This window comes from Sphingomonas quercus (assembly GCF_018863195.1).
GTDB classification, from domain to species: Bacteria; Pseudomonadota; Alphaproteobacteria; order Sphingomonadales; family Sphingomonadaceae; genus Solisphingomonas; species Solisphingomonas quercus.
The window spans coordinates 173060-185093 of record NZ_JAHKRT010000005.1 but is presented as its reverse complement, the minus strand read 5'-3'; the positions used below and the strand labels follow the sequence as shown (position 1 = coordinate 185093).

20 protein-coding genes are annotated in these 12034 nt (G+C 65.9%); 3 read left to right on the top strand and 17 right to left on the bottom strand.

The window, feature by feature from the left end; genetic code table 11:
* Nucleotides 1–4: 4 nt before the first annotated feature.
* The 7 genes from KOF26_RS10935 to KOF26_RS10905 all read right to left on the bottom strand — a co-directional run bounded on the left by KOF26_RS10935 (nt 5) and on the right by KOF26_RS10905 (nt 3234).
* Nucleotides 5–247, bottom strand: a complete 243-nt coding sequence (locus KOF26_RS10935; protein WP_216324520.1) for a hypothetical protein — start codon at nt 245–247, stop codon at nt 5–7.
* Nucleotides 248–274: 27 nt separating this feature from the next.
* Nucleotides 275–526 carry a hypothetical protein gene (locus tag KOF26_RS10930; protein ID WP_216324915.1) on the bottom strand — a complete coding sequence of 84 codons (252 nt, stop codon included), beginning with the start codon at nt 524–526 and terminating at the stop codon, nt 275–277.
* Between the two features lie 42 nt (nt 527–568).
* On the bottom strand, nt 569–865 hold the full coding sequence (locus KOF26_RS10925; protein WP_216324514.1) for a hypothetical protein: 297 nt from the start codon (nt 863–865) through the stop codon (nt 569–571).
* A gap of 31 nt (nt 866–896) precedes the next feature.
* Nucleotides 897–1277, bottom strand: coding sequence for an envelope stress response membrane protein PspC (gene pspC / locus KOF26_RS10920; RefSeq protein WP_216324511.1), 381 nt, complete (start codon nt 1275–1277; stop codon nt 897–899).
* Nucleotides 1278–1302: 25 nt separating this feature from the next.
* The gene (gene pspB, locus KOF26_RS10915) at nt 1303–1653 is read right to left on the bottom strand and encodes an envelope stress response membrane protein PspB (RefSeq protein ID WP_216324508.1); all 351 of its coding nucleotides are present in this window, start codon (nt 1651–1653) and stop codon (nt 1303–1305) included.
* Between the two features lie 3 nt (nt 1654–1656).
* On the bottom strand, nt 1657–2343 hold the full coding sequence (gene pspA / locus KOF26_RS10910) for a phage shock protein PspA (protein ID WP_216324505.1): 687 nt from the start codon (nt 2341–2343) through the stop codon (nt 1657–1659).
* Between the two features lie 381 nt (nt 2344–2724).
* A complete protein-coding gene (locus KOF26_RS10905; protein WP_216324502.1) occupies nt 2725–3234 on the bottom strand; it encodes an energy transducer TonB family protein in 510 nt (169 codons plus the stop codon).
* 177 nt (nt 3235–3411) lie between these two features.
* Here KOF26_RS10905 and pspF point away from each other — a divergent pair, with 177 nt between their 5' ends.
* Both pspF and KOF26_RS10895 read left to right on the top strand, forming a co-directional pair.
* Complete coding sequence (gene pspF / locus KOF26_RS10900; protein WP_216324499.1) at nt 3412–4461, top strand: phage shock protein operon transcriptional activator; 1050 nt, start codon at nt 3412–3414, stop codon at nt 4459–4461.
* A gap of 90 nt (nt 4462–4551) precedes the next feature.
* Entirely contained in the window at nt 4552–5178 is a 627-nt protein-coding gene (locus KOF26_RS10895) for a superoxide dismutase (RefSeq protein WP_216324496.1), read from the top strand.
* A gap of 118 nt (nt 5179–5296) precedes the next feature.
* On the opposite strand, the gene KOF26_RS10890 is transcribed toward KOF26_RS10895, so the two are convergent.
* The 4 genes from KOF26_RS10890 to dapF form a co-directional block, all read right to left on the bottom strand.
* Nucleotides 5297–5917: a septation protein A gene (locus KOF26_RS10890; protein ID WP_216324494.1), complete on the bottom strand. Its 621-nt coding sequence runs from the start codon at nt 5915–5917 to the stop codon at nt 5297–5299.
* Entirely contained in the window at nt 5914–6849 is a 936-nt protein-coding gene (ftsY, locus tag KOF26_RS10885; protein WP_216324492.1) for a signal recognition particle-docking protein FtsY, read from the bottom strand. Before ftsY ends, KOF26_RS10890 begins: the two co-directional genes overlap by 4 nt.
* Nucleotides 6850–7020: 171 nt before the next feature.
* Nucleotides 7021–8259 carry a tRNA (N(6)-L-threonylcarbamoyladenosine(37)-C(2))-methylthiotransferase MtaB gene (gene mtaB / locus KOF26_RS10880; RefSeq protein ID WP_216324490.1) on the bottom strand — a complete coding sequence of 413 codons (1239 nt, stop codon included), beginning with the start codon at nt 8257–8259 and terminating at the stop codon, nt 7021–7023.
* Nucleotides 8256–9065: a diaminopimelate epimerase gene (gene dapF / locus KOF26_RS10875; RefSeq protein WP_216324488.1), complete on the bottom strand. Its 810-nt coding sequence runs from the start codon at nt 9063–9065 to the stop codon at nt 8256–8258. Before dapF ends, mtaB begins: the two co-directional genes overlap by 4 nt.
* Between dapF and KOF26_RS10870 the strand changes: the two genes are divergently transcribed.
* Entirely contained in the window at nt 9064–9627 is a 564-nt protein-coding gene (locus tag KOF26_RS10870; protein WP_216324486.1) for a DUF924 family protein, read from the top strand. The two genes, dapF and KOF26_RS10870, sit on opposite strands and share 2 nt — an antisense overlap.
* 27 nt (nt 9628–9654) lie before the next feature.
* On the opposite strand, the gene KOF26_RS10865 is transcribed toward KOF26_RS10870, so the two are convergent.
* The 6 genes from KOF26_RS10865 to KOF26_RS17150 form a co-directional block, all read right to left on the bottom strand.
* Complete coding sequence (locus tag KOF26_RS10865) at nt 9655–10056, bottom strand: hypothetical protein (RefSeq protein WP_216324484.1); 402 nt, start codon at nt 10054–10056, stop codon at nt 9655–9657.
* Between the two features lie 49 nt (nt 10057–10105).
* Entirely contained in the window at nt 10106–10507 is a 402-nt protein-coding gene (locus tag KOF26_RS10860) for a hypothetical protein (protein ID WP_216324481.1), read from the bottom strand.
* 65 nt (nt 10508–10572) lie between these two features.
* A complete protein-coding gene (locus tag KOF26_RS10855; RefSeq protein ID WP_216324478.1) occupies nt 10573–10974 on the bottom strand; it encodes a hypothetical protein in 402 nt (133 codons plus the stop codon).
* 65 nt (nt 10975–11039) lie between these two features.
* Entirely contained in the window at nt 11040–11441 is a 402-nt protein-coding gene (locus tag KOF26_RS10850) for a hypothetical protein (protein WP_216324475.1), read from the bottom strand.
* A complete protein-coding gene (locus KOF26_RS17155; RefSeq protein ID WP_253201346.1) occupies nt 11438–11674 on the bottom strand; it encodes a hypothetical protein in 237 nt (78 codons plus the stop codon). The genes KOF26_RS10850 and KOF26_RS17155 overlap by 4 nt, the downstream gene beginning before the upstream one ends.
* Entirely contained in the window at nt 11662–12021 is a 360-nt protein-coding gene (locus KOF26_RS17150) for a hypothetical protein (protein ID WP_253201345.1), read from the bottom strand. The genes KOF26_RS17155 and KOF26_RS17150 overlap by 13 nt, the downstream gene beginning before the upstream one ends.
* Nucleotides 12022–12034: the final 13 nt, after the last annotated feature.

The following is a 12034-nucleotide window of genomic DNA, read 5'->3' as shown; positions in this document are numbered from 1 at the left end:
GGTTTTACAAATCAACTCCCGCCGCGATCGCCTCCAGCTTGCGCACACGCTCGCGCAAATCGGCAAGCTCGATGCGCGTGACGGAGGAGCGATCGTCCTCCATCCCGCCGGCGCGCTGGTCGCCGGAGAGGGCGAGGCGCTGCACCTCCAGCCACGCGCGCCACCCGCGCAGCATCGCGAAGCAGAGGATCGAAATGCCGGCCAGCGTGGACAGCGCGAGCATGGCGACGATGATCGGGTCGGTCATATCCCTCATCCCATCTGTTGGCGTGCCCTAGCGACGTTCGATGCCGTCGCGATCGCGCAGCGCCTCGATCTGTCGGTCGAGCGACGAGCTGTTGTCGGTGGCGATGCGCTCGAGCACGGCCAGCCGGTCTTTCAGCAGCCGCACTTCCGCCCGCAGGCTTTCCGCCTCAGGATCACGGCCGCGCGCCGCGCGCTGTTCCTCGATGTTCAGCTTGTGGCGCTGCAAACGGGTGAACATCACAATCGCGACGATCGCCACGATCATCAGGGCCGGCCCAATGCCTTCCATCCTGTCTCTCTCCTGTGTTTGGAACGAACCGGCTCAACGCAGCCGCTCGATCTCGGCCGACAGCCGGTTCGGCGCGTCGGTGGCGATGCGTTCGAGGACGGCGATGCGCTCCTCCAGCCGGCAGATCATGCCCTTCAGCTTGTCATTCTCATTGGCGAGCAGCGCCATCGCGCGATCATCCTGGTGGCCGCCGCGATGGGCGGCGCGGCCATGTCCGTGATGGTCGTCCAGCGGATAGCCGTGGCGGGCGCGGATCAGCGTCCTGGCGATGCCCGCCAGCGACACGATCGCGATGATCCCGAGCACGAAGAACGGCGAACCAAAGCCCATTGCTAAATCTCCCCTTCGTCCCGGCCGCGGATCAGCGCAGGCTGTCGATCTCGGCGGCCAGCGCGGTGTTCTGGCTGGTATAGTGAAGCTCGATATCGGCGAGCCGGCGATCGATCTCCCGGAAGCGGGAGCGCACGTCGCGGATCGAGTTGGCCGGCTTGGCGCGCACGCCCTGCCAGAAACGCGCCGTCTCGCGATCGGCATAATCGAGTTCGCTCGGCCGATCATCGGCGATCATGCCGATGACGATATAGGCGAGCAGCGGAAACCCCGATCCGACGAACGTGCCGAGCACGAAGCCGATGCGGATCAGCGTGACGTCGATGCCGGTGAAGTCGGCGACGCCGGCGCACACGCCCATGATCTTGCCGTGGCGCTTGTCCTTGTAGAACTTGGTCTGGCGGGCAGGCATGTCCTATTCCCCTCGTGTCGATGGCTCAGCGCTGGCGGAAACGGGCGCCGGCATCCTTGTCGCGAGTGTCGCGATCGCTCAGCAACTCGTCCTCGCGCTGGATGCGGCGCTCGTTGGCGAGCGCGGCGGTGAAGCTCTCCTCGGGCCGCGCGGCGCCGGGGCGAAAGCCGGGGTTATCGGCGGCGACGATCCGCTCGATAGTGTCGAGCCGCTCGGACAGCCGGCGGGCGAGATCGTGCATCTCGTCGAGCAGCCGCTCGTCCTCGATGGTCAGCGCGCCGCCCTTCTTCCACTGGGTGACATAGTGGAAGATCAGCCACGGCAGCCCGATGAACAGGAACCCGCAGATCGCGATTGGGACCACGACGTCCTCCATGGCTTATTCCTCGGTCTTCTTTTCGATGGGACGACGGAATCGCGCCTTCAGTGCCTCAAGCTCGGCGTCGACCTTTTCGGATGCCTTCAGCTCCGCGATCTCCTCCTCGAGGCTCTTTACCGGCCCGCCCAGCGACAGCGCGTCGGCGCGACCCTCGGCGAAATCGGCACGGCGCTCGAGCACGTCGAAGCGGCTGAACGCCTCCTCCACCTTGGAGCCGGCATACATTTCCCGCATCCGCTCCCGGTTATGGGCGCTCTCGATCCGGGTCATGATCGCGTTCTGCTTGGCGCGCGCCTCGCGCAGCTTGTTCTGAAGCTTGGTGATGTCGCCCTCGGCGGCGCGCAGCGCGTCGTCGAGCACGTTGATCTCGGCGCCGAGCTGCTCGGCCATGTCGGCCGCCTTCTGCTTCTCGACGAGCGCCGCCTTGGCGAGGTCCTCGCGATCCTTGCTCAGCGCCAGCTCGGCCTTCTCGGTCCAGCTCGCCTGGAGCCGTTCGAGCTTGGCGACGTGGCGGCGCATCTCCTTCTGGTCGGCGATCGTCCGGGCGGCCGATGCGCGCACCTCGACCAGCGTCTCCTCCATCTCGAGGATGATCATGCGGATCATCTTCGCCGGATCCTCAGACCGATCCAGCAGATCCGCCATGTTGGCGGCGATGATGTCACGGGTGCGGGAAAAAATTCCCATCGGTCACTCCTTATGTCCGTTCGAGCGCCGGGGCGAGGCGCGCTCCACCCCGGCATCATAGCAGTCGGCCGGGCGGATCACATCCCGGCCTTCCCGGCCTGCCGGACGGCGGCGACATGGCGGAGTTGGGAGCTGGCGATATCGAACATGGCCTTCTTCCTTTTCTTCCCGTCCGGTCGCCGGATGTCCGACCTATGCGAAAGCTACTGCAGGAGCCGTGCCAAACGGGAAATCATCTGAAATCAATGTCTTGCCTGGGAAGTGCCATGCCGGCCGGGCGCCTGATTTCGCGAACAGTTGGGAAATATCGCCAACTCCTCGTATGAACCGGGAGCCCTGGCCGCTGCCGAGGTTCGTCGGTCAGCGGCCCGGCCGGACGGATCACATCCCGGCCCTGGGCGCCGGCTGGCCAGCGGAATTCGACGAACCGTCGACGGATTTCGACGCATAGGCTGCCGGACGGGCAAGCTCGGCCCGGGCGCGCGCGATGGCGGCCTCGCTGCGGCCGAAGATCAGGTTCATCTGGACATGGACGGCCTTGCCCGAGGGCGTCGCCGGGAAATCGACGGTGCGGGCGCGGCGCAGCGCCTGCTTGTCGAGCCCGGCCGAGCCGGACGAGCGCAGCATCTGTACGTCGGTAACGCGGCCGGTGCCGTCGACGTCGACCAGCACCGTGGCGATGGCATGGCGATCGAGGCCGGCCGAGTGGCGCACGGTGACGAGATTGTCGGTCAGCCGGCTCTCGACCGTCGCCTTCCAGGCGTCGGTGGTGGCCGGCGCCGCGGCGCGGGCCGGGCCGACCGCGGCGACCAGCGCGGCAGTGGAGAAGATGGCGGCGCCAACCAGCGCGGTGGCGGTGCGGCGGAATTCAGTCTTGGTGATGTCGAACATGGCGGCTTTCCTCTGAAAAATCGTTGATCCCCATCCCGGTCGTGCCGGTTGTCCAGGGCATTGCAGGAGCCGTGCCAAATTGAAGATAGGCGGAATTTCAGTCGCTTATTGAAAGCGCCCCATGGCGCCGAGATTCTGCGCTTGCGAAACATTGGCGAATTGCACCAACATCTCGGCATGGATCGCGATAATCAGTTCATCGGCCAGTCCATGGCCTTTCTCGACTCGGTCGAACGGGTCAGCCGCGCCGCCGCGCTCAACCGCCCGGTGCTGGTCATCGGCGAGCGCGGCACCGGCAAGGAGCTGGTCGCCGAGCGCCTGCATCGCCTGTCGCCGCGCTGGTCCGGCCCGCTCGTCACCATGAACTGCGCCGCCTTGCCGGAGACGCTGATCGAAGCGGAGCTGTTCGGCCATGAGGCGGGCGCCTTCACCGGCGCCACCCGCGCCCGCGCCGGCCGTTTCGAGGAGGCCGATGGCGGCACCCTGTTCCTCGATGAGCTGGCCACCCTTTCGGCCGGCGCCCAGGAGCGGCTGCTGCGCGCCGTCGAATATGGCGAGGTCACCCGCATCGGCTCCTCCCGCCCGAGCCGGGTCGACGTGCGCATCGTCGCCGCGACCAACGAGCATCTGCCCGCGCTGGTCGATCAAGGCCGCTTCCGCCCCGATCTGCTCGATCGCCTGTCCTTCGAGGTGGTGACGTTGCCGCCGCTTCGCGCCCGCGAGGGGGACGTGCAGGTGCTTGCCGAGCATTTCGGCAGACGCATGGCCGCCGAGCTGGAATGGCCGCGCTGGCCGGGCTTCTCGCGGGAGGCCGGCGCCGCGCTGATCGCGCATGACTGGCCCGGCAATGTCCGCGAGCTGCGCAACGTCGTCGAGCGCGCCGTCTATCGCTGGGATGATCCGGCGCAGCCTATCGCCGAGATCATCTTCGATCCGTTCCTGTCGCCATGGCGGCCGGCATCCGCATCCGCGTCAGTACCGGCCGAGGCGGGGGCGGGGCGGGCGGCTCCCGCGTCGCTCCAGCCCAGCTATGACTGCGACGATTTCCGCGCCGCCGTCGCCGCCCACGAGCGTCGCCTGCTCGAAACGGCTTTGGTCCGCTGTCGCCATAACCAGCGCGCCACCGCGCTGGCGCTGCGTCTCACCTATGATCAGCTCCGCCACGCGCTGCGCCGGCACAATCTCCTCGAGCGCACCGGAGAGGGGGAGGGGGCGGCCGCCAGCTAAGAACGTCTCGCAACAACGATTAAGGGGTGCACAATGGCGCCGGGGACGCGGTAGGGAGCGCCAGAACGTCCCTCTACAGGAGTCGTCCCCATGGCTTTCATCCTCCCGCCCCTGCCGTTCGAGAAGACCGCGCTGGACCCCGTAATGTCCGCCGAGACCTTCGATTATCACCACGGCAAGCATCACAAGGCCTATGTCGACAAGGTCAATGGCTGGGAGGCGGAAAAGGGCCTTGCCGGCAAGACGCTGGTCGAGGTGATCAAGCTCGCCAAGGACAAGGGCGACAAGGGCCTGTTCAACAACGCCGCGCAGGTGTGGAACCACAGCTTCTTCTGGCAGTGCCTCGCGCCGGCCGGCGCCACCCAGCCTTCGGGCAAGCTCGCCCAGCTGATCGACGCGTTCGGCGGCCAGGACGCGCTGCTCGCCAAGCTGAAGGAGGAGGCCGTCGGCCACTTCGCCAGCGGCTGGGCGTGGCTGGTGCTGGACGGCGACGCGCTGAAGGTCACCTCGCTGCACGACGCCGACACGCCGGTCGTCTATGAGGGCATGAAGCCGCTGCTCACCCTCGATGTGTGGGAGCATGCCTATTACATCGATTACCGCAACGCCCGGCCCGACTTCGCTGAGAAGGTGCTGAAGAACGTCATCAACTGGGACTTCGTCGCCCAGAACCTCGACGGCGCCGGCATCAGCCGCGCGGACCAGCAGCCGGCCTGACCCGGACTGGCATGAACAGGAAAAGGCCCGCCCCGGGGACGCCGGGGCGGGCCTTTTCGTCTGGAGTTCCTTCGCCGATAAGGCGCCACGACCGGCTATCGGCTGTGCGGCCCCCGTCTCACCCCACCGGCGGGGTATGCTCCGCCTCGTCCTTCGCCGCGTCGGGGTTCATGCCGTGGCGCATCAGCATCGGCATGTTGGCCAGCGCGAAGATGAACGTCGCCGGCATCGCCCCCCATAATTTATAGCCGATCCAGAAGCTGGTCGACGTCGAGCGCCACACCATCTCATTGGCCACCGCCATCACCAGGAAGAACAGCGCCCAGTTGCGCGACAACAGGCTCCAGCCGCGTGCCGTCAGCCCCGGCAGCGCGGAATCAAGCACCACCTGCAGCGTCGGGCGCCCGCTCCACAGGCCGAACAGCAGGATGCCGGCGACCATCAGATAATAGATGGTCGGCTTCATCTTGATGAAGGTGTCGTCCTGCAGCCACAGCGTCAGCCCGCCGAAGGCCAGCACCATCACGCCGGAGAACAGCAGCATCTTCGAGATGCCGCCGCCCATCACCCGTGATATGATCATGGCCAGCGCGGTGGCGGCCATGAACGCGCCGGTCGCCACGAACACCTTCTGGTGCGCGGCCACCGGTGCCGCCCAATTGGCGATGAAGAAGACGAGCAGCGGTCCGAAATCGAGACCGAGGCGGATGCCGGCAGGGAGGGGGCGCGGCGTGCTCATGCGCGGACGCCGGCGATGGCGCGGCCGAGTTCGTCGGCGTCGAACGGACGCAGGTCGTCGATCCCCTCGCCGATGCCGATAGCGTGGATGGGCATGCCGAATTTCTCCGCAGCGGCGACCAGCACGCCGCCGCGCGCGGTGCCGTCCAGCTTGGTCATGACGAGGCCGGTCACACCCGCCTCGCGGCCGAAAATCTCGATCTGGGAAAGCGCATTCTGCCCGGTCGTCGCGTCGAGGACGAGCAGCACATTATGCGGCGCCGCCGGGTTGAGCCGGCCGAGCACGCGCCGGATCTTGGCCAGCTCGTCCATCAGGCCGGCCTTGTTCTGCAGCCGGCCGGCGGTGTCGACGATCAGCACGTCGATGCCCTTCTCGGTTCCCTGCCTGACGCCTTCGAACACCAGGCTGGCGGCATCGCCGCCCTCCGCGCCCGAAATGATCGGCACGCCGATCCGCTCCGCCCAGACCTTGAGCTGGCCGATCGCGGCCGCGCGGAACGTGTCGCCGGCGACCAGCATCACGCCGTAATCCTGCTCGGTCAGCCAATGGGCGAGCTTCGCGATCGTCGTGGTCTTCCCCGATCCGTTGACGCCGATGACGAGGATCACCTGCGGTCGGGGAAAGGCGTCGATCTCCAGCGGTTTCGCGACCGGCGCCAGCACCGCGGCGATCTCGCGCGCGATCACCTCGCGCAGCGCATGCTCGTTGAGGCCGAGCGGGAATCGCTCCGCCGCCAGCCGCTCGCGGATGCGCGCGGCAGTCGCCGGGCCGAGGTCGGAGGCGATCAGCGCCTCCTCGATCTCGTCGAGCGTCGCCGCATCAAGCTGGGCCTTCCCGAACAGCCCGCCGAGATTGTCGCCAAGCCGGCTCGACGTCTTGGAAAAGCCCCCGAACAGCCGCTCGTGCCAGCCCTTCCTCGGATCACTCGCCATTCACAAATCCCGTTTGCATCGCACTTCTCAGAGGGCGGTCCATTTGCCCGCCCACATCGTCAGCCGGGACCTGTGTCAGGTTCCATCCGGCCACGAACGTCGAAACTCGCGGAGCAGCGGATGCTGAAACAAGTCCGGCATGACGGCGTGATTTCGTCATCGGCGCGCCGCTCACAAGGGTTCGCCGATCAGCATGTCGTCAGAAACGGCGGTGATCCGCGCCGGCACGATCCGGCCGACCGGCTGGCCGGCCGGCAGCCGTACCTCGGCGAAGCTCTCGCCATGGCCGCGACCGTCTGCGCGCTCGACGAGCACGCGCTGCTCGCTGCCGACCAGGGTCGCCAGCCACGCCGCCCGCCGTCGCGCCGCCGCCTGGCGGAGCGCCCGCGCGCGCGCCTTGATCGCGTCGCCCCTGACCTGCGGCATGCGCGACGCCGGCGTGCCGGCGCGGGGCGAGTAGGGGAAGATATGCCCCATCACGATGTCGCACTCGTCGATCAGCGCCAGGCTGTTGGCCGCCATCATCTCCGTCTCGGTCGGGAAGCCGGCGATGAGGTCGGCGCCGATGGCGATCTCCGGCCGCTTCGCCTTCAGCCGCGCGACCGTCGCCACTGCCTGCGCCCGGCTGTGCCGCCGCTTCATCCGCTTGAGGACCATGTCGTCGCCCGCCTGAAGCGACAGATGCAGATGCGGCATCACCCGCGCCTCGCCAGTGACGAGGTCGAACAGCCGCTCGTCGATCTCCACCGAATCGAGCGACGACAGCCTGAGCCGCGGCAGCGCCGGCACATGGCGCAGGATGCGCTCCACCAGCGACCCGAGATTGGTGTTCCCCGGCAGGTCCGGCCCATAGGAGGTGACGTCGACGCCGGTCAGCACCACCTCCTGAAAGCCCTCGTCGACGAGCGCCTTGATGCGGTCGATGACGAGGCCCGCCGGCACGGAGCGGCTGTTCCCGCGGCCATAGGGGATGATGCAGAAGGTGCAGCGATGGTCGCAGCCATTCTGCACCTCGACGAAAGCGCGCGCCCGATCCGAGAAGCCGGCGACAAGATGCGGCGCCGTCTCGCGCACGGCCATGATGTCCGACACCCGCACCCGCTCCGGCGCCGGCAGGAAGCTGGCTGCGTCCGTCTTCTCCGCATTGCCGATGACGCGCGAGACCTCTGCCATCGCGGCGAACGTCTCGGGCTCGGTCTGCGCCGCGCAGCCGGTGACGACGATGCGCGCCTCCGGCCGCCGCCGCGCGATGCGCCGGATCTCCTGCCGCGCCTGGCGCACCGCCTCGGCCGTCACCGCGCAGCTGTTGACGATGACGAGGTCGTCCTGCGCCCCGGCCGCCGCGCGCATCGCCTCGCTTTCGGCGAAGTTCAGCCGGCAGCCGAGCGTGATCAGCTCCGGCCCGCTCATGCGCGGAGCAGCTCCGCGTCAAGCTCGCCGGTGAAGACATGGGTGGCGGGGCCGGTCATCAGGATCGAGCCGCCCGGCGTCCAGTCGATCGCCAGCGGCCCGCCGGGCAGGTGGATCGTCACCGGCCCGTCCGCCAGCCTGCGGGCGATCGCCGCCACCGCCACGGCGCAGGCGCCGGTGCCGCAGGCCCGCGTCAGGCCGACGCCGCGTTCCCATGTGCGGGAGCGGATGGTGCGGCGGTCGATGACCTGCGCGATGTTGACGTTGATGCGCTCGGGGAACAGTGGATCGGTCTCGATCCCCCGGCCCAGCTCGTCCAGCGGCACCGCCTCGACATCGTCGACGAAGAATACGACATGCGGATTGCCGACATTGACCGCGAACGGCGTCTCCAGCGGCCCCCAGCCAACCGGCATCGCGGCGGTGTCCATCGCATAGGCGAGCGGAATTTCGTTCCAGCCGAAGCGCGGCGCGCCCATATCCACCGCCACCCCCTCGCCGGTCAGCGTCGCGCGGAGCAGGCCGCCGGGCGTATCGATCGTGCAATCGCGCCCGACCAGCGCCGCCACGCAGCGCGTCGCATTGCCACACGCCTCGACCTCGGAGCCGTCGGCATTCCAGATGCGCATCGACACATCGGCGCCGGTCGCCGGTCCGACCACGATCAGCTGGTCGCAGCCGACGCCGGTGCGCCGATCGGCGACCGCGCGGGCGCCGGCCGCGTCGAAGGCGAAGCCGTCCTCACGCGCGTCGACGACGACAAAGTCGTTGCCAAGGCCGTGCATCTTGTGAAACCGCCGGTTCATGGGCGCCGATCTAGGGACAGCGGACGGACAAGTCCATGCGCAGGCCGATTCGGTCATCCGCTTCTGGCTGGTCGAGACGCCGGCCGAGCGGCGCTTCGCCCGCGAGGGCGCGCTGGACGCGGCGATCTGCGACCGTTTCGGCGCGCTGCGCGATCAGGTCTGGCAGGCGCGCGCGGCCGGCTGGCGGGCATCGCCCCGCACCCAGCTCGCCGCGATCATCCTGCTCGATCAATTCTCCCGCAACCTGTTCCGCGACGATCCCCGCGCCTATCAGGCCGATCCGCTGGCCCGCGCGCTGGCGCGCGAGGCGCTGGCGAAGGGCTGGGGCGAGGGCATGACAGAGGAGGAGCGCCAGTTCCTCCACATGCCGTTCATGCACAGCGAGCGGATGGAGGATCAGCTCCTCTCGCTCCGGCTGTTCGGCGCCGAGGATCAATGGGCCCACGCGCACGCCGCCCAGATCGCGCGCTTCGGCCGCTTCCCCCAACGCAACGCGGCGCTCGGGCGGGCTTCCACGCCGGCGGAGCTGGCCTTTCTTACGGAGCCGGGGTCGCGTTTCTGATTCGACCAGAGGGCGGGGAGGGGCGCATCAGTCGCCCGTGACCTCGCCTTCGTCGTCCTTCTGCTTCGTCACGACCCGGCGGCGACGGACGGACTGGATGATGTCCTCGATCTCGTGCAGGAGCGGCCGCCCCTGATCGGTCTTGCCATTCGCGTCCTCGGGATCCGCGGCGAAGAGTGCCTTCGCCCTGGCGGCCCGGTCCATCAACGCGGCGTAGTGTTCCTCGCCAACCTTCTCGCGGACCATGCCGAAGCCCTCGGTGAGCTGATGGAATCTGCTGCCTATATTCCGTTCCGGAAAATATCCGGTGTCATCCGTGAAGGTCGGTGCATTCAAAACCATCGAACCCAGGAGGTCGTAGATCTCGCTTAGGGTTTGAGGGATATATGGATCCTCATTTCCATATGAGCTTCCGAAGCGATTGTTCATTTCGGCTCCCCGAGCCCGCGATTCTGATCCAAGGCGCGGGGAGGGGGCATCAGTCGCCCGTGACCTCGCCCTCGTCGTCCTTCTGCTTCGTCACGACCCGGCGGCGACGGACGGACTGGATGATGTCCTCGATCTCGTGCAGGAGCTTGTAGCCCTGATCGGTCTTGCCGTTAGTGTCCTCAGGATCGGCGGCGAACAAGGCCTTCGCCCTGGCGGCGAGGTCCATCAACGCCAGATAGCGTTCCTCTCCCAGCTTCTTATGAACAACGCCAAAAGATTCGGTCAGAATAGCAAACTCGCTATCAATGTTCCGTTCCGGAAATCGTTCCGTTTTGTCAATGAATGTTGGAGCGTGCAGCATCATAGAGCCAAGAAGATCATAAATCTCGCTGAGCGTGGCTGGAATATATATCTCGTTGGTACGGAGTGAGCTTCTGAATTTCTGGGTCATTTCCGCTCTTCGGACGTGTGATTATATAGCTGGCAGCGGTCCGGAAAGGCGCCGGGAGGGGCGCATCAGTCACCCGTGACCTCGCCCTCGTCATCCTTTTGCTTCGTCACGACCCGGCGGCGACGGACGGACTGGATGATGTCCTCGATCTCGTGCAGGAGCTTGTAGCCCTGATCGGTCTTGCCGTTATTGTCCTCGGGATCAGCGGCGAACAAGGCCTTCGCCCTGGCGGCGAGGTCCATCAGCGCCAGATAGCGCTCCTCTCCCAGCTTCTTATGAACAACGCCGAAAGACTCGGTCAGAATGGCAAACTCGCTATCGATGTTCCGCTCGGGAAATTCTCCTGTTTTGTCAATGAATGTTGGGGCGTGCAGCATCATCGAGCCAAGAAGATCATAAATCTCGCTGAGCGTGGCTGGAATATATATCTCGTTGGTACGGAGTGAGCTTCTGAATTTCTGGGTCATTTCCGCTCTTCGGACGTGTGATTATATAGCTGGCAGCGGTCCGGAAAGGCGCCGGGAGGGGCGCATCAGTCACCCGTGACCTCGCCCTCGTCATCCTTTTGCTTCGTCACGACCCGGCGGCGACGGACGGACTGGATGATGTCCTCGATCTCGTGCAGGAGCTTGTAGCCCTGATCGGTCTTGCCGTTATTGTCCTCGGGATCAGCGGCGAACAAGGCCTTCGCCCTGGCGGCGAGGTCCATCAGCGCCAGATAGCGCTCCTCTCCCAGCTTCTTATGAACAACGCCGAAAGACTCGGTCAGAATGGCAAACTCGCTATCGATGTTCCGCTCGGGAAATTCTCCTGTTTTGTCAATGAATGTTGGGGCGTGCAGCATCATCGAGCCAAGAAGATCATAAATCTCACTGAGGGTGGCTGGTATATATATCGCGTTGGTACGAAGGGAGCTTTTGAATTTCTGGGTCATTTTCTCGCCTCCGGACGGCTGATGATATATGTGCTTTCAGTGCCAAGTTGTGTTGGACGAGTAATGATGACATGATCAGGTTTGAAGTCGGCATCAAAGAAGCCGCGAACCTGTGTCGTCGCCAATGTCTTTCGTGTCAGTGTCACGTCGAAGGCGATATTGCCGACCCGTGCATCCGGTCGCCGAAAGGAGCCCTCGCTGACAGAATCTTCCCGCCGGTTCACGCGCACCACGTTGCTTCTCGCCTCATCAATGCCATAGTCGCGTAGGCGGCTCCGCAGTCGCGCCTCACTTCGCGGTCAATGAAATTGCCCAGAGCCTCCTGCTCCGAAAGGCGTACGTTCAGCTTGCCCGCTTGAAGCTGCCTCAAGCCCTCCTTGTAGGCTATGTCGGCACTCTCTTGCATGAAGCGTAATGTCTCGGTTTGCATTGGTTGCAGTTCGCCCTCTTTACGCATCAAGACCACGGCGCGATCGAAGCGCAGGGCGTTGACCTGGTTGATCTGTCCCTGAAGTGTCGTCGGAAAGCCGAGCGACTCAAATCCGTAAGACGGATCGACTGCCCGAATCTGCCCGATCAACGTATTCGTATAA